This window comes from Bacteroidales bacterium, assembly GCA_014860575.1.
GTDB lineage: Bacteria > Bacteroidota > Bacteroidia > Bacteroidales > JAAYJT01 > JAAYJT01.
Genome location: JACZJK010000065.1, coordinates 12,141 through 28,291 on the forward strand (window position 1 = coordinate 12,141; position 16,151 = coordinate 28,291).

At 41.5% G+C, this 16,151-nt stretch carries 17 protein-coding genes; 13 read left to right on the forward strand and 4 right to left on the reverse strand.

Annotated elements, in window-relative coordinates; translation table 11 throughout:
* Window positions 1-79 precede the first annotated feature (79 nt).
* The 10 genes from IH597_16810 (at window position 80) to IH597_16855 (ending at window position 8,578) form a co-directional block, all read left to right on the forward strand.
* Window positions 80-592: an antibiotic biosynthesis monooxygenase gene (locus tag IH597_16810; protein ID MBE0664119.1), complete on the forward strand. Its 513-nt coding sequence runs from the start codon at window positions 80-82 to the stop codon at window positions 590-592.
* Window positions 589-1,308: a tRNA threonylcarbamoyladenosine dehydratase gene (locus IH597_16815; protein MBE0664120.1), complete on the forward strand. Its 720-nt coding sequence runs from the start codon at window positions 589-591 to the stop codon at window positions 1,306-1,308. The genes IH597_16810 and IH597_16815 overlap by 4 nt, the downstream gene beginning before the upstream one ends.
* A 120-nt stretch (window positions 1,309-1,428) precedes the next feature.
* Window positions 1,429-2,211, forward strand: a complete 783-nt coding sequence (locus tag IH597_16820) for a hypothetical protein (protein ID MBE0664121.1) — start codon at window positions 1,429-1,431, stop codon at window positions 2,209-2,211.
* Between the two features lie 223 nt (window positions 2,212-2,434).
* Complete coding sequence (locus IH597_16825; protein ID MBE0664122.1) at window positions 2,435-3,022, forward strand: sigma-70 family RNA polymerase sigma factor; 588 nt, start codon at window positions 2,435-2,437, stop codon at window positions 3,020-3,022.
* Between the two features lie 84 nt (window positions 3,023-3,106).
* On the forward strand, window positions 3,107-3,304 hold the full coding sequence (locus IH597_16830) for a hypothetical protein (GenBank protein ID MBE0664123.1): 198 nt from the start codon (window positions 3,107-3,109) through the stop codon (window positions 3,302-3,304).
* A gap of 117 nt (window positions 3,305-3,421) precedes the next feature.
* The gene (nth, locus tag IH597_16835) at window positions 3,422-4,075 is read left to right on the forward strand and encodes an endonuclease III (GenBank protein ID MBE0664124.1); all 654 of its coding nucleotides are present in this window, start codon (window positions 3,422-3,424) and stop codon (window positions 4,073-4,075) included.
* A 143-nt stretch (window positions 4,076-4,218) separates the two neighbouring features.
* Window positions 4,219-5,664, forward strand: a complete 1,446-nt coding sequence (locus IH597_16840) for a tail fiber domain-containing protein (GenBank protein ID MBE0664125.1) — start codon at window positions 4,219-4,221, stop codon at window positions 5,662-5,664.
* A gap of 224 nt (window positions 5,665-5,888) precedes the next feature.
* Entirely contained in the window at window positions 5,889-6,344 is a 456-nt protein-coding gene (gene bcp / locus IH597_16845) for a thioredoxin-dependent thiol peroxidase (protein ID MBE0664126.1), read from the forward strand.
* A 119-nt stretch (window positions 6,345-6,463) separates the two neighbouring features.
* Window positions 6,464-7,474: a recombinase RecA gene (gene recA / locus IH597_16850; GenBank protein ID MBE0664127.1), complete on the forward strand. Its 1,011-nt coding sequence runs from the start codon at window positions 6,464-6,466 to the stop codon at window positions 7,472-7,474.
* A gap of 75 nt (window positions 7,475-7,549) precedes the next feature.
* Window positions 7,550-8,578 carry a tetratricopeptide repeat protein gene (locus IH597_16855; protein ID MBE0664128.1) on the forward strand — a complete coding sequence of 343 codons (1,029 nt, stop codon included), beginning with the start codon at window positions 7,550-7,552 and terminating at the stop codon, window positions 8,576-8,578.
* A gap of 6 nt (window positions 8,579-8,584) precedes the next feature.
* Here IH597_16855 and IH597_16860 read toward each other — a convergent pair whose 3' ends face one another.
* Window positions 8,585-8,971 (reverse strand): Hpt domain-containing protein, encoded by a 387-nt coding sequence (locus tag IH597_16860; protein ID MBE0664129.1) that lies wholly within the window; start codon window positions 8,969-8,971, stop codon window positions 8,585-8,587.
* A gap of 128 nt (window positions 8,972-9,099) precedes the next feature.
* On the reverse strand, window positions 9,100-11,541 hold the full coding sequence (feoB, locus tag IH597_16865) for a ferrous iron transport protein B (GenBank protein MBE0664130.1): 2,442 nt from the start codon (window positions 11,539-11,541) through the stop codon (window positions 9,100-9,102).
* 375 nt (window positions 11,542-11,916) lie between these two features.
* On the opposite strand from feoB, the gene IH597_16870 reads away from it, so the two are divergent.
* Window positions 11,917-12,936, forward strand: coding sequence for a branched-chain amino acid aminotransferase (locus IH597_16870; GenBank protein MBE0664131.1), 1,020 nt, complete (start codon window positions 11,917-11,919; stop codon window positions 12,934-12,936).
* Between the two features lie 130 nt (window positions 12,937-13,066).
* Here IH597_16870 and pyrF read toward each other — a convergent pair whose 3' ends face one another.
* The gene (pyrF, locus tag IH597_16875) at window positions 13,067-13,897 is read right to left on the reverse strand and encodes an orotidine-5'-phosphate decarboxylase (GenBank protein MBE0664132.1); all 831 of its coding nucleotides are present in this window, start codon (window positions 13,895-13,897) and stop codon (window positions 13,067-13,069) included.
* Window positions 13,898-14,087: 190 nt separating this feature from the next.
* Window positions 14,088-15,158 (reverse strand): peptide chain release factor 1, encoded by a 1,071-nt coding sequence (gene prfA / locus IH597_16880; GenBank protein MBE0664133.1) that lies wholly within the window; start codon window positions 15,156-15,158, stop codon window positions 14,088-14,090.
* 295 nt (window positions 15,159-15,453) lie between these two features.
* Here prfA and IH597_16885 point away from each other — a divergent pair, with 295 nt between their 5' ends.
* Together IH597_16885 and IH597_16890 are read left to right on the forward strand one after the other, a co-directional pair.
* Window positions 15,454-15,702, forward strand: a complete 249-nt coding sequence (locus IH597_16885; GenBank protein MBE0664134.1) for a hypothetical protein — start codon at window positions 15,454-15,456, stop codon at window positions 15,700-15,702.
* Entirely contained in the window at window positions 15,683-16,087 is a 405-nt protein-coding gene (locus tag IH597_16890; protein MBE0664135.1) for a type II toxin-antitoxin system VapC family toxin, read from the forward strand. Before IH597_16885 ends, IH597_16890 begins: the two co-directional genes overlap by 20 nt.
* The last annotated feature ends 64 nt before the right edge of the window (window positions 16,088-16,151 follow it).

Below are 16,151 nucleotides of genomic sequence, written 5' to 3' on the forward strand. Positions count from 1 at the left end.
ATAATTCTAGTTTAGCCGAATGTGTGAAAAGATTATCAGTGCAAACGATCCGGTAACAGTTATTGTCAAACACCGGGTGATGAAAGGTAAAGAGCTTGATTATGAAACCTGGGCCCAAGGCATCACTGAAGCTGCCCGGAAATTCGATGGCTACCTTGGTGTAAACTTCATCAGGCCATCTGATCCACAAAGCGATGAATATGTGCTGATCTTCAAGTTCAACTCTTACGATAACATGCAGCGCTGGGAAAGTTCTGCAGAGCGCGACGAATGGAAAAACAAGAGAAAACAACTGACCATTGATGAACCTGAAATTCACCGCTTCAAGGGTTGGGATTATTGGTTTACCTTGCCGCCAGCCGCCAGGGTCGCACCACCACGATATAAAATGGCGCTGATAACACTTTTCAGCCTGTACCCGCTTGCACTGTTTTTGCCTTTGCTTTTTGAACCGGTAATTGGTTGGATGCCTGTTGCGTTGGTTGTTCTTATCACAGCGGCTGTGATCGTCCCGATCATGCTTTATATTATAATGCCAACAATGGTAAAGATATTCTCATGGTGGCTTTATCCAAAAACCAATCAACGATGAACTACGATTGGCAGGAGCGAACTCACTTAATGCTTGGCGATGAAGGAATCCATAAGTTGCAACATTCCCATGTATTGGTTGCTGGACTTGGGGGAGTTGGGGCTATGGCTGCTGAAATGCTGTGTCGTGCCGGTGTTGGCAAAATTACTATCGCAGATGCTGATAAAGTGCAGGCCAGCAACCGCAACCGGCAGATTCTCGCTCTCTGCAGCACTGAAAAAATGGACAAAACCCGCGTTATGGCTGAGCGCCTTTATGATATCAATCCTGAGGTTAAGATAAATGTTGTGAACGCTTATCTCAAGGATCAAACAATCATTGACCTGCTGTCACAGTCCTATGATTATGTAGTTGATGCTATTGATACCCTTTCACCTAAGGTTTATTTCATTTATTATGCCCTTAAAAATAATCAGAAACTTGTTAGCTCAATGGGGGCTGGAGGTAAGCTAAATCCTGGCATGGTTCAGATTGCGGATATCTCTGAAAGTTTTCAGTGCAAACTTGCTTTTGATTTGCGTAAACGCCTCCGAAGGCTAGGAATATCCGATGGGTTCAAAGCAGTTTTTTCGAGTGAGCCGGTTCCCACCGAAACAATCATTAAAATTGAAAATGAGAGGAATAAGAAGTCTAACGTTGGAACCATTTCATATATGCCGGCAGTTTTCGGTTGCTTTTGCGCATCAGTCGTCGTACGTGATCTCATTTCGACGTAATAGAAAAAGCTTGCAGTTGTTATTTTCAGGCGATATTCATGTTCACATTAAACTTTACAAACGAAAGGTTGTTTGTCTACTATTTAACTACTTTAAGTCAGTTTATTAACACAAGCATTTATGAAAGTACTTTTTACCGTTGTCTCTATTGCCGTCATCGCGGGATTGTTTTCATTTAGCGATCCCTTGAAAAACTCAAGCGGAGCGCAACCTGGTCATACCGGTTCGCCTGGCGATGGTAAAAATTGCACTTATTGCCATGGTGGAACCGCGCAAAGTATAAGTGAAGTTTTTAGTTCAAACATACCCACCAGCGGTTACGTACCTGGTGAAACATATACAATAAGCGTGGGAACCAGTGGTTCTGGCAGAAAAGGATTCCAGGTTTCGCCTCAGAATTCAACCGGAGCTCTACTTGGAACACTTTCAGCCGGCATAGGCAATCAGCTTATAGGAGGTGGCAAATATATCACACATAGTTCCGGAGTTACTGCCCCATCAGCTCAGTGGTCATTTTCCTGGACCGCTCCACCAACAGGCACCGGCAATGTTGTTTTCTATGGGGCTTTCGTAATAGGCCAACCCAACGTGAGGCTTTCAACCATGAACATTATGGAGGACGAAACTATTGGCATTGAAGATCTCGCACAGCTTAAATGGAATATTTTCCCGGTTCAGGCTGAAAGTACTTTAAAAGTAAATTACCAGCTTCTACAATCTTCGGAAGTATCAATACTGCTTTATGATCTGGGGGGAAGATTAATTTTGAACCGCGAATTTGGGTCATTACCAGCCGGCGATCATAGCGAAATGCTTTTTGTTGGTTCGGAATTACCTGAAAATATTTATTTGGCTGTTTTAAGGATCAATAATAAACAATATAGCCGGAAGATTGTAATATAGGTAAGTATTTGAGAATCTTTATTTCCGGTAGCGATCGTATGTAAGTTTAATAAATTCGGACAAAAAACTTTTAATTATTTGTTAAAAATGCGCAAGGGTATTGTTTTTTATCAATCCGGTTGTATATTTGCCGCTTCAAAACACATAAATGCTCACAAAATCATAGGAGGAACACTATAGACAAACTTCTACGCTCTTAATCTAACATAAAAAGGAGGGTTTTATGATTACCCAGCATGTTAGCGATCAGGAGCTAATTAGCAGATATTTGTCTGGTGAACATTCCAGTCTCGAGCAGCTCATCAATCGCCATCAAAACAGAGTCTTTGCTTACATCCTTATGGTTGTAAAAGATAAGCATCTTGCCGATGATATCTTTCAGGATACCTTTATTAAGGTTGTGAACACTCTACGATCCGGAACCTACAAGGAAGAAGGGAAGTTCATCCAGTGGGTGATGCGCATTGCGCATAATCTGATTATTGACCATTTCAGAAAAGCGAAACGTATTCCGGTGGTTGAGAATAAAAATGATGATTTCGACATATTCAGCAGCATCAGGCTTACTGACGATTCAATAGAAGATAGGATGATTATAGAGCAGATTCATGAAGATGTTCGTAAACTCATCGAGTATTTACCATCAGAGCAAAAAGAGGTGTTGATGATGCGTCATTATTCAGGGATGAGTTTTAAGGACATTGCTGAGCAAACTGATGTAAGCATAAATACTGCATTGGGTCGTATGCGTTATGCTTTGATAAATCTGAGAAAGCTTATTGATAAGAAAGAGATTGTGCTGACAGTGTGAGGTTTGTCATTTTATTTTGAAGTTAAAATAATAAGTTGAACATTGTTTCCGTTTACTGATTATTGTGTAACCAATCAGTATTGTATGAAACAAACCATTACGCTTCATTCATCTTTTTCTACCTTTTTCTCAACAGGCAAACCACTCGCACAAGCCATCCCCACTAATAGGGAAGTTCATTCAGCATCTCCCTGGGTTTTGAGTAACCTGATGGCTTATTCATCTGCACTGTTTGTTGCAAGAACAAAGCATTTTGGCAATACTTCATTTTTATTGAATTAATAATTAAGGTATTGCTGACGAACGCCTGGCAGGTTAGCTTAACCTGTCAGGCTTTTTTTATTGCCATGAATATTATATCAGTACACTTTTCTAGATTTGTGTTTTAATAATAATGTCATGACCAAGGTTTCAATAAAAGACCGTTTCCGATACATCCTGGAATACTTCCAGAAAAACCAACCCATAGCTGAAACTGAACTGCACTTCCAAAGCCCTTATGAATTGATAGTTGCAGTAATCTTATCAGCGCAATGTACTGATAAGCGTGTAAATACAATTACTCCCCAATTTTTCAGGCTTTTCCCGGATGCATTATCGCTAGCCCAAGCCACTCAGGAACAGGTTTATGAGTTGATTAAAAGTTGTTCATATCCTAACAACAAAGCCAGAAACCTTATCGGTATGGCCAAAACATTGGAGGAAGAGTTTCATGGAATTGTTCCTTCTGAAGTTGATGAACTGCAAAAGTTACCGGGGGTCGGTCGAAAAACAGCCAATGTTATAGCCTCTGTTGTTTTCAACAAACCTGCGCTGGCTATTGATACGCATGTCTTCAGGGTAGCAGCACGTTTGGGTCTGACCACCAATGCAAAGAATCCTCTCCAGGCCGAAATGCAATTGATAAAACACATTCCTGAGGAATTGATCCCAATTGCCCATCACTGGCTCATTCTTCATGGCCGCTATGTTTGTATTGCCCGTAAACCAAAATGCCAAGAGTGCCCGCTTACTGCCTGGTGCAGGTTTTATGAGAATAATAGGGCGATTTAGTTACATTTTAAGGTTATCACTGCAGCTGATAACTGATGGGATAATGGTGTGATTCGGTTAAATACGCAGAGGTCATTTTCCTCAGTTTAACATTTTTTATAATAAATTGTTAGTATATATGTAAACATATAAATCTAACGCTTATGAAAAATTTATTCTTTATATTAAGTTTTTGTTTCGTTACCATTCAATCCTGGTCGCAGCTTCGACTGAATGTTGATGGAGACGGAGCAGTTAGCGGTAATTTGACTGTAAACCACCTCACGGGTTTAGGGACATACATCAACAGTCATTCTCCCTTTAATATTTTCAGCCCTGGTACAGTTGTCCTCAATTTAAGATCGGATAACCCTTTGGTTGAATTTCGCAATAATAACAACGATTACCTGGCTTTTATTCAGGCTTTTAACAGTGACCTTTATCTGGCTAACCAGCATAGCGATGGGCGCTTGCTGTTCAGAACCTCAAATATTGACCGCATGACTATTGCTGCAAACGGGAGTGTTGGTATAGGTACCACATTGCCCAGCTCGAAGTTGACTATAAATGGCTTTGAAAATGATGGAAATATCGCCGGTCTTGAAGTACGTTCTGGTTCCCAAAAATTGATTATGGACGGAAATGAAATTGATTGTGCGTCTGGTGGTTTGCATCTTAACTACAACAGCGAAAATGACCTGCTGGTGCGCACGAGCAATAGAAGAGCTGAAATCACAGTCGCCCATAGCAACGGCAGTGGCCTCTCGAATGGCTTTGCAATCCAACACCCTGGAGGAAACAATGTTTACTGGACTCTATATTCAACCAACTTTGATGGGAACCTGGAGTTTTATCACAAAGGCACTCTAAAAGCAGAAATTGCTTCCAGCAATGGGGCATATATTCAGATTTCAGATCGGAGACTGAAGCATGAAATTCAACCCCTGGAAAGTGTACTCAAGCGGGTAGAAAGCTTGAATCCTTCATCATATTTATTCCGGGATCAGATTTCTGACAGATCCAATCTCGGCTTTATTGCCCAGGAGGTGATGCCTCTTTTTCCGGAACTTGTCTATCAAGGTGGTATCGGAGATACTGAGGAAGAAATTTTTATGCTGGATTACTCAGGTTTCGGTGTAATAGCCATCGCCGCTATCCAGGAAATGCTTGCAATGGAAGAAACGCAAAATACAGAATTAATGGCAGAAAACCAGAAATTGCAAAGCCAGATCAATAGCCTCGTGGATCGGTTGGATCAACTGGAGAGTAAATTGTTGAACTGTTATCAGGGTGAGAGCAACCTGCAAGAAAATCAGTCATTTAATGAAAATGAATATTTAAGCGAGGATCGGCCTCATCTTGCTCAGAACGTTCCCAATCCATTCAGGGAACGCACCTCAATTGAGTATTATTTACCCGAAATGGTTCGGAATGCAGAAATTTTCATTACTGATCAGCATGGTAAAATGATTCGTTCTTACCCGCTTAAGCAGACAGGATACGGCACACTTACTGTTGAAACTGGTAATCTTCCGACAGGTGCTTATTTTTATTCTCTGGTGATTGGCGGTGTTGTGTGGAACAGCCTTCCGATGATATTGGCTAAATAGTACGGGTTCACGATCCGAATTGTAAGTATTATTCCTTTTTGAGATCGTTTAAATTTATAGCTCATCAGTTCGCGTAATAACCCGCCTGGCGAGGGCTTAAATGCCTGCTAACTTCTAGGAGTGAACTCAATAGTTCCAATTCCTCGTTGTGTTTTACTGTGTTAAAAACAAATCGCGGCATTTTACGTTTAAAGTTTTGATGTATAACTTAAACAAATACTACAATGACTACGTTGAAACCCGGCGATAAGGCTCCTGCATTTGAATCGCAAGATCAGGACGGAAATCCTGTGAGAATTGAAGACTTCAGAGGATCGAAAGTTATCCTTTATTTTTATCCAAAAGACGATACTCCTGGTTGTACTGCTGAGGCATGCAACCTGCGCGACAACTATGAAGGTTTGTTAAAAAGCGGTTACAAAGTGATTGGTGTTAGTGCCGACAGCCTTAAATCGCACCAGAAATTTACTGCAAAGTATAGCTTACCATTTCCGTTACTGCCCGATACTGATAAGAAAATCGCAAATGCCTATGGTGTATGGGGTCCCAAGAAATTTATGGGCAAATCGTATGAAGGAATCAGCCGTACAACATTTGTAATAGATGAGGACAGCTTTATTTTAAAGGTTTTTGATAAGGTTGATACAAAAAACCACTCCCAACAGATTACGGAGTTATAATCTTCTTCTATGAAGTTGTTTTTAAGGCTGGTTCTCCAGCCTTTTTTATATCTTTGAGCATCCAAAAAAAAGCTTCAAGAATTTTATAAAATTTTAATAATTAAACAAATAAAACTGCGATGACCGAACCGAAAGAAGTCAATAAGGAAAAGCTGAAAGCACTGCAGCTAACGATGGATAAGCTCGATAAAGCTTATGGTAAAGGTACCATCATGAAACTTGGCGATTCTGCTGTGGTAGATATCCCGGTGATCTCAACCGGATCAATTTCATTGGATCACGCACTGGGCATCGGAGGCTTGCCTCGTGGACGCGTTGTTGAAATATATGGCCCCGAGTCCTCAGGGAAAACAACCCTGGCGTTGCATGCCATTGCTGAAGCACAGCGTAGTGGAGGAATTGCTGCTTTTATTGATGCTGAGCACGCTTTCGATCGTTATTATGCAAAAAAACTTGGAGTGGATACTGAAAATCTTTTCATATCACAACCTGATAATGGTGAGCAAGCGCTCGAAATAGCCGAAAACCTTATCCGTTCCGGCGCTATTGATATCATTGTTATTGACTCGGTTGCAGCGCTCACGCCAAGAAGTGAAATTGAAGGTGAAATGGGAGACTCTAAAATGGGTTTACAGGCAAGGTTGATGTCACAGGCATTGCGAAAGTTGACTGCTACAATCAGTAAAACTGGTTCCTGTTGTGTATTTATTAACCAATTGCGCGAGAAAATAGGGGTGATGTTCGGAAATCCTGAAACAACAACTGGTGGCAATGCGCTAAAATTTTATGCATCGGTAAGGATTGATATACGCCGGCTCACACAGATTAAGGACGGGGAAAACATTACCGGCAACCGTACCAAGGTGAAAGTAGTTAAAAATAAGGTGGCGCCACCTTTCCGCGTCGCCGAGTTTGATATTATCTACGGTGAAGGAATTTCCAAAATGGGTGAAATTATTGACCTTGGTGTTGATTTGGGTATAATAAAGAAAAGTGGTTCATGGTTTAGTTATGGTGAAACTAAACTTGGCCAGGGCCGTGATTCAGTTAAGAACCTCATCTTTGATAACCCTGAGTTAGCCGAAGAACTTGAAAAACTGGTTCGTGCAGCATTGAAAGAGCAGAACTAGACAATTTAGGTTTCATCATTCATTATTTTAAAAATATATTAGTACATTATTGCAGTTTTTAGGATCCATCAAGTAATGATTAGATCAATTCTTTCTTTCCTTCTGGTTACAGGCATGCTGATCATTTTGTCAGGATGCGGTGGAAATTCGGCTGAGCAGAAAAAGGGCAATGAAGAATTACCACACGACAAACTCAGTGAGCTTAAACTCAAATCTGAGCAGGAGCCTGAAAATCCAGACATTTTTAATGAATTGGCATTGTACTATCTGGGCAACGATAACTTTAATGATGCACTTCATAACATCAATAAAAGTCTTGAACTTGAACCGGGCAATACCAGGTATTTTATTACCTTGTCAGATATTTACCTGATGATGGGAGATGCTGATCGTGCGCAATTAATCATGTACAAGGCATTAGACCTCGAACCCAATAATGCAGAAATATACGTCAATATTGGCCGCATACAGGTTTATACAGCGGACTACACAAGGGCTTATGAAAATTTGCGTAAAGCGCTGGAGATTGACAGCTACAATAGCAAAGCATATTTCTGGCGTGGTTTTGCCAAGCTCGAGAACCGCGACACGCTTGCTGCCATCAACGACTGGCAGTTAGCTGTAGCCAATGACCCTGAATCATTTGATGGTTACTTCCAGCTTGGACTTCTAATGGCTGAACGCAATGACAGGTTCGCATTTGATTATCTTGATCATGCTTTAAGGCTTGCACCGTCTGAACCCGAACTTCTGTACGATATCGGGATGGCTCTGCAGGAAATTCAACGGTTCAGCAAAGCCATTGAGTCTTATGAACGAATTTTGGCACTTGATTCCTGCTTTTATAAGGCGTGGTTTAATATAGGCTACATTAACCTGGTTGAACTGGAAGAATTTAACATAGCAATAGAATATTTCAGCAAAGCGGTGAAATGCAATCCTGATTATATTGAAGCAGTATACAATCGCGGGCTTGCATATGAAATGCTGGGGCAATTTGATAACGCCCGCAAAGAGTACAGAACTGCCCTTGATGCCCGCATTAACTACCCTAACGCTATAGAAGGGTTGAACCGGCTTGACCAGATTCAGTCAGTGCAATAAGAGATTTTAATTGTATTCTGATCCTATTTCTTTCAGATCCTCAATAACCCTGAGGGATGCTAACCTGAGGTTTTCAATCATATCCGTGAGTCTGATGAAATGTGCTTCATCAACGCCAATTGCAGAATTTGCAGTATAATGTTCGTTTAATTCCCTTGCATAGAATTCAAGCTCCTTGGCTAGCTGCCTGGCCTCCTCAGCGAAAAACTGAGAAAGAACGCCTTTGAGCCCATGCGCTATATTGCGTAAGTTATTAAAGTCTTTCTGTTCAAGCGATTCCTTAAGGGCATTGAATTTAACAGGATGCTCACTAATATATATATTTATGATCTGATGGATGATTTCTGCATCAAAGTCGGCAAAAACTGAACGGAAAACTTCTTTGTCTATCATGACCGGACGTTTGCGGTGAGGATTGTTACAACGGGTACAAATATAGAGCCTTTTTCATTTGTAGCAATTCGTTTATAAATCAATGATTACATTGTTACATATAATAACCAGGAGATTATCTGCAGAACCTACAACAATCGGGCAATCTGGTAAAAGGCAAAAGATACAAACCATGCCAGCGATGAAGTGTAGATGACAACAAAAGCAGGCCATTTCCAGCTTCCTGATTCTTTTTTAATGGCCGCCAACACGCCAACACAGGGGAAGTAAATAAGAATAAACAACATAAAGCTCATTGCAACAATGCTATTGAACACAGGTTCGCCAGCACGTTCCCCATCGGTATAAACCTGAGATTGAAGCCTGCTGATCAACGATGCTGAGTTGTCGGTGTCATCAGGGTCATCGAGATATAGAACGCCAAGGGTTCCAACAACCACTTCTTTGGCTGCCACCCCGGTAAGAATGGCCACGCTCATTTTCCAATCGAAACCCAATGGCCTCATCACCGGCTCTATCATTTTACCCAATTGTCCGATATAGGAGTTTTCCTGCTGTGAATGCTGCAGTTCTAAGTTATTTACTGTGTTTGGGTCGGAAGAAACTATCTCATTCAATGGCAACGTAGTATTATGCTGCGACGGTCGCGGAAAATAACCTAAGGCCCAGATTATGATTGATGCCACCAATATAACACCTGCAATCTTACGAATATATTGTTCAACCCTGTACCACATGTGCTTCAGGATCGAACGTAAAGTTGGAAGCCGGTAGGGGGGGAGTTCCATCACAAAAGGGATATCCTGTTTTCTGAATAAAATCCTACTGAAAAGCAATGATGAACCTATAGCAAGGAGGATGCCTGTGAAATAAAGTGCAAACAAAATACTTCCCTGGTAACTTACGAAAAATGCGCTTATAAATAATACATAAACCGGCAAACGTGCACTACAAGACATAAACGGATTTATAAGCATGGTAATCAGTCTGTCGCGACGGCTTTCAATTATCCTTGTTGCCAGGATTGCAGGAACATTGCAGCCAAAGCCCATTACCATCGGAATGAATGATTTTCCATGCAAACCGATGCGATGCATAAATTTATCCATGATAAACACTGCCCTGGCCATATAGCCGGTATCTTCCATCAATGAGATGAAAAAGTACAGAAGCAAAATATTGGGAAGGAAAACGATGACACCGCCTACACCGCCTATGATACCTTTAACAAGCAAATCCTTGAACCAGCTTTCAGGCATTCCTGCATTAACGGTTGCAGATAACGCATCCACACCCCATTCAATCCATTCCATTGGGAATTGACCCAGGCGGAATGTTGCAAAAAACGTCGTGTACATAAAAAGCAGAAAAATGGGAATGCCCCAGTATCTGTTTGTGATAAGCTGGTCAATCAAATCGCTGCGCCTGACTTTCTTCTCCGGGCTTGATTTATAGGTCTCCATGATGGCGCCGGAGATGAATCCGTAACGGGCATCGGTGATAAGTGATTCGGTATCTTCCTGGATTTCTTTTTCGATCCGGTTAATATGCGACTCTGCAGTTTTCAGGATTACATCAGAATTGTGGAACAGTTTAGTGCGTTTCTGAGTGTGTTTGTCTTTTTCAAGCAGTTTAATTGATAGAAAGCGGGGCGAAATATTATTGGTGATAAAATCGTTTTCCCGCACCTTTATCTTTTCCTGAAGTTCAACAATCGCTTTTTCAAAAGTCTCGCCATAGTTGATATGGATATGGCGGAGTATTTGCTCACGATCTTCATAAACTTCTATGATTTTATTGAATAATTCTTTGATCCCTTTGCCTTTTGTTGCTACCGTAGGAACAAAAGGAATCCCAAGCAATTTGCCCAGGGTTTTATAATCAAGTTTGTCGCCATGACGTTCCAGGTCGTCGTACATATTCAGCGCTACAACAACCTTGATATCCATATCAATCAGTTGCGTAGTTAAATAAAGATTGCGTTCGAGGTTTGATGCATCGGCAATATTAACTACAACATCAGGCAAATTATCAAAGATAAAATCCCTTACAAATAATTCTTCGGGTGAATAGGCAGTAAGTGAATAGGTCCCCGGTAAATCGGTGATGATGAATTGGTAATCGCCTAATTTGAACCGTGCTTCCTTGGCATCAACAGTTACACCGCTGTAATTTCCTACCCGCTCACGGGAATGCGAGGCATAGTTAAAGATGGTGGTTTTCCCGGAATTTGGATTACCGACCAATGCCACATTGATTGTCTTTTCTTTGTGCCTGGCTGTTTCCTTTAGCAATAGTTCACCAGGAATTCCTTTCAGGCCATTTTCAACATTGGTTATTGCTTCGCTTTCTGAAAATATCTCAATAAGAGCAGCCTCACTGTTGCGAAGTGATACATTGTAACCCATTACATTATATTCGACGGGGTCTTTCATTGGCGCCCGCTGCACGGCAACAATTTCCTTGCCTGCAATGAAGCCCATTTCGATTATGCGTTTCCGGAATGCACCACGCCCTTTGACTTTAGTAATGATGGCTTTTTCGCCAACTTCGAGTTGCAGGAGGTTCACAGAGTGAAATGTTTTAAATCAAGTAAAAGGTTCATATTAGTTTGAAAGTGCTAATCGGATGCCTGAATTTAGCATATAGTGCCTTTTGCAATTTAGAACGGTTTTAAACTGCAAAGGTATCGGAAATTTGGAAACATAGCGGGTTTATTCTGATGAAGATTGATAATCCATGGTAATTTCCATTTCATGTATTTATTGTAGTACGCTTAATCTGACAGAGGGGAGTCATGCAATCCCAATCAGCTATATTTCAATGAGTATAAGAATCTCAAATGTCGTAAATAATGTAGACAGAATGCGGCCGTAATTCATAAAAAAGTTATAATTTAGCCTTCTCTGATTGTCAATATCGCTAAACTCTTAAAACACTATATTATGGTCAATTTGGATTGGGGTAAATTGCCCTTTGGTTATCAGAAAACCGACTACAACATTAGAAGTTATTTCCGTAATGGAGAGTGGGGACAACTTGAAATTTCATCCTCAGAATTTATTAGTGTTCATATGGCTGCCACGGCACTGCATTATGGACAGGAAGCATTTGAAGGCATGAAGGCCTACAAAGGCCTCGATGGCCGCATCAGGCTTTTCCGATGGGAAGAGAATGCAAAGCGCATGCAAAGATCAGCTTATGGGATCATGATGCAGGAGCCTCCGGTAGAATTATTCGAAGAAGCTATCTTTAAGGTAGTTCAGCTTAATAAAAAATACATTCCACCGCATGGCACCGGCGCTTCGCTCTACCTCAGGCCATTGCTTTTTGGCTCGGGCCCAAAAGTTGGTGTTAAACCTGCTGATGAATATCTTTTCATGGTTTTTGTGACCCCTGTGGGACCCTATTTTAAAGAAGGTTTCAACCCCGTTAGCATTCAGATTGCCCGTGATTACGACCGTACTGCACCCAAAGGTACAGGGCAGTACAAGGTTGGAGGAAACTACGCTGCGAGCTTGCGTGCTGGCGAACGTGCTTACAAAGAGGGTTTTGCATCCATACTGTTCGTTGATTCGAAAGAAAAGAAATATATTGACGAAGCCGGACCTGCCAACTTCTTTGGCATCAAAGGCAACAAATACATTACCCCGCTTTCTGATACCATTTTGCCTTCCATCACCAATAAGAGCCTCATGGAACTTGCTGCAGATATGGGACTCGAAGTTGAACGCCGCCCGGTAACTGTGCAAGAGCTTGCAGAATTTGACGAAGTTGGCGCTTGTGGAACTGCAGCGGTTATATCACCCATTAAAAGAATTGTTGACCGCGACACCGGACAGGAATTCAAGTACTGCAAAGATGGAATTGCAGGCCCGATTTCTACAAAGCTTTACAAAAGACTCACTGGAATTCAATTCGGCGATGAAGAAGACAAGTTTGGGTGGATAAGCTTTGTTGAATAATGCAGTTTAACTGTGCTGCAGTATTATGGGATACAAGCCCCGAGGTACGAGGGGATTGAAGCCCAGTTATTTGGGATGCAGTGACACGCACGCTGTAAGTGTTGAGTGTTGTGGGTGGGTAATTTTGGTTTTATTTGTCCTTCAGCAATTCCTGCATTTCCTGCTGGACTTCTTTTGCAGCCTCGCGGGCTTTCTCAGCAAAATCTCTATGCTTTGAAGCAAAAATGATGCTCCTTGAGGCATTCACAATCAGCCCTATCTCCTTATTCATCCCGTATTTAGCAACTTCTGCCAAGCTTCCGCCTTGCGCACCAACACCTGGAACAAGCAAAAAGTGATCGGGAATTATGCGGCGGATTCCGCTAAGCATTGGAGCCTGTGTCGCACCTACCACATACATCATGTTATCGGGATTGCCCCAGCCAGCGCTTACCTGCAAAACATGCTCAAACACTTTTTCATTGTTATTGAAAACTTGTAACTGGAAATCATCTGCCCCCTTGTTTGAAGTGAGAGCCAACACAATGGCCCATTTGCCAGGGTATTGAAGAAATGGAATTACTGAATCAGATCCCATGTAAGGCGCTACGGTGATGGCATCAAAGCCAAAGCCGTCCACATCGTCAAGAAAAGCTTTGGCGTATTGCAATGAAGTGTTTCCAATATCACCGCGTTTGGCGTCGGCAATGGCAAATACGTCAGGATAGTTTTCGCGGAGATAGGCAATGGTTTTTGCGAAGCTTGTCCAGCCTTTGATTCCCTGACTTTCGTAAAACGCAAGGTTGGGCTTGTAAGCGATGGCCAGATCGTGGGTGGCATCTATTATTTGTTTATTGAACTCAAAAACGGGATCATCAAAACTTAATAAATGTTGAGGAATTTTAGCAGAATCAGTATCCAGCCCAACGCAGAGGAAGGATTTTTTCTTGTGGATTTGGGCAACGAGCTCTTTTCGGGTCATAAATAGTTCAAATTCAAGATTTAAGATTCATAATTCAAGATTCAAAGTCCCGCATTAGCTAAAGGTTAAGATGGGTCTATTTCAAGTAATGTTGCTTATATTTTAGATTTTAAACCGTAATGCTAACACATAAACAATTAAACATCTAAACTCCTAAACTCTATAAACCTCCTAAACTTTTAGCTCTTCATCAAGCCACAGCTTCTTTCATTTTTTCAGCATTTTCGGCCAGTTGCAACGCATCAATCATATCCTGGATATCGCCGTCCATAAAAACAGGCAGGTTATAGATTGACATGCCGATGCGGTGATCTGTGACCCGGCCCTGTGCATAATTATAGGTTCTGATTTTAGCCGAGCGGTCGCCGGTTGAAACCATAGTGCGACGCTTTGAAGAAATCACGTCAAGATATTTCTGGTGCTCCATCTCGTAGATACGCGAACGCAAAACCGCGAGAGCCTTTTCATAATTCTTGATCTGCGATTTCTGATCCTGGCATTGAACAACAATATTGGTTGGCACATGGGTGAGCCTCACTGCAGAATAGGTTGTATTAACTGACTGCCCGCCTGGCCCCGATGAGCAATAGGTATCTTTACGCACATCTTCCTGCCTGAGATCTATGTCAAACTCGTCGGCTTCAGGAAGTACGGCTATGGTTGCAGCGGATGTGTGAACACGTCCCTGTGTTTCGGTTTGTGGAACTCGCTGCACGCGGTGTACGCCTGATTCGTATTTCAACTGGCCGTAAACCTTTTCGCCGCTTACATTGGCAATAATTTCTTTGTAACCTCCGGCGGTTCCTTCTGCAAAATCGACGAGTTCTATTTTCCATCCTTTGGTTTCGCAATATTTTGTGTACATACGAAACAAATCGCCGGCAAAAATGCTGGCCTCATCGCCACCGGTACCGGCACGGATTTCAAGGATAGCGTTTTTGCTGTCCTCCGGATCGGCAGGAAGCAGCAGCACCTGGATTTCCTCTTCCAGGGTTTCTTTTTCGGCAAGAAGCTGGTTTATCTCGTCCTTGGCCATAGCCCGGAAGTCCTCATCTTTTTCTTTGTACATTACTTCCCTTGCCGAAGCCAGATCACTCTCAATCTTGCTATAACGAAGATACGCGTTCACAACTGCTTGCAAATCCTTGTAATCGCGGTTCAACTTCACATAACGCTTCATATCGCTCATAATACCGGGGTCGTTGAGCTGTTGCTCAATTTCTTTCCACCGGTTATATAATGCTTCTAATTTCTGTAACATTTTTATATGATCTTAAATCGGGTGCAAAGGTAGAGGTTTTTCTCTACTCAGAGGCCAAGAGAATGGAAGTGTTCGGACATGTTGTGAGCACAATTTTTGGTTGACCCGAAACCAGCAGTTCCATTATTCGCCAGGCGATGACAGGACTGACAATCAACTTAATTATTGTGATTCATGTCCTGAAAATTACATTTTGTAGTTTAGTCTGCCTTTTTCTAATTAATAAAATGGCAGATAGTAGTTTCTTAGTAAAGATGTACATTTGTATTTCTTAATGTTATAGATGTTCAAAACAATGACGACAGCAGCAAAAATAAGAAATCAGATTCTTAAAAAAATCAAGCAAATCCCTGAAGAACATCTTACAAGGATTGATAAGTATCTGAAAAAATTGGAATCCGGGAATACAAGAAAGAAAAGAATACTTTCTTATGCTGGAGCGTTGAAAGACTTGGATGACGATGTGCTTCATCAATTTACCAATGAATTAAGTGCCAGAAGAAAGAAGAATACCCGTAGAACCAATGAAACGAGCGCTGATTGATACGGACATCTTGTCCTATTACTTTAAGGGTAACCCAAAAGTAATTGATCATTTTGAAGCTAACCTTGAGCATTTCGATTTCATAGAAATCAGTTTGATAACCTATTATGAAATTGCAAGCGGTTTGCTTGCAAAGAAGGCTTTCAAGCTGTTGGAATCTTTTGAGCAGTTTGTAAATGACAACAAAATCATCCCATTGACTCAAAAATCATCTAGGATTTCTGCAGAATTATATTCCTCGCTTCGGCAAACTGGTAATATTATAGATGATATTGATTTGCTGATTGCAGGTGTCGCTATTGAAAATGAATTGACACTTGTTACTAACAATCATAAGTACTTTAGCAGAATTCCGAACTTAAATATTGAGAACTGGACCCAGTAACCAATTTGGAGAAGGGTGCCCCGGAAACCAAGCAGCCCCATCATACGCAAGGCGATGACAGGGC

Excerpts from the sequence above, each read along its gene's own strand:
- IH597_16810 (MBE0664119.1), top strand. The coding sequence starts at position 80 with ATGAAAGGTAAAGAGCTTGATTATGAAACCTGGGCCCAAGGCATCACT.
- IH597_16815 (MBE0664120.1), top strand. The coding sequence starts at position 589 with ATGAACTACGATTGGCAGGAGCGAACTCACTTAATGCTTGGCGATGAA.
- IH597_16820 (MBE0664121.1), top strand. The coding sequence starts at position 1,429 with ATGAAAGTACTTTTTACCGTTGTCTCTATTGCCGTCATCGCGGGATTG.
- IH597_16825 (MBE0664122.1), top strand. The coding sequence starts at position 2,435 with ATGATTACCCAGCATGTTAGCGATCAGGAGCTAATTAGCAGATATTTG.
- IH597_16830 (MBE0664123.1), top strand. The coding sequence starts at position 3,107 with ATGAAACAAACCATTACGCTTCATTCATCTTTTTCTACCTTTTTCTCA.
- nth (MBE0664124.1), top strand. The coding sequence starts at position 3,422 with ATGACCAAGGTTTCAATAAAAGACCGTTTCCGATACATCCTGGAATAC.
- IH597_16840 (MBE0664125.1), top strand. The coding sequence starts at position 4,219 with ATGAAAAATTTATTCTTTATATTAAGTTTTTGTTTCGTTACCATTCAA.
- bcp (MBE0664126.1), top strand. The coding sequence starts at position 5,889 with ATGACTACGTTGAAACCCGGCGATAAGGCTCCTGCATTTGAATCGCAA.
- recA (MBE0664127.1), top strand. The coding sequence starts at position 6,464 with ATGACCGAACCGAAAGAAGTCAATAAGGAAAAGCTGAAAGCACTGCAG.
- IH597_16855 (MBE0664128.1), top strand. The coding sequence starts at position 7,550 with ATGATTAGATCAATTCTTTCTTTCCTTCTGGTTACAGGCATGCTGATC.
- IH597_16860 (MBE0664129.1), bottom strand. The coding sequence starts at position 8,971 with ATGATAGACAAAGAAGTTTTCCGTTCAGTTTTTGCCGACTTTGATGCA.
- IH597_16870 (MBE0664131.1), top strand. The coding sequence starts at position 11,917 with ATGGTCAATTTGGATTGGGGTAAATTGCCCTTTGGTTATCAGAAAACC.
- pyrF (MBE0664132.1), bottom strand. The coding sequence starts at position 13,897 with ATGACCCGAAAAGAGCTCGTTGCCCAAATCCACAAGAAAAAATCCTTC.
- prfA (MBE0664133.1), bottom strand. The coding sequence starts at position 15,158 with ATGTTACAGAAATTAGAAGCATTATATAACCGGTGGAAAGAAATTGAG.
- IH597_16885 (MBE0664134.1), top strand. The coding sequence starts at position 15,454 with ATGACGACAGCAGCAAAAATAAGAAATCAGATTCTTAAAAAAATCAAG.
- IH597_16890 (MBE0664135.1), top strand. The coding sequence starts at position 15,683 with ATGAAACGAGCGCTGATTGATACGGACATCTTGTCCTATTACTTTAAG.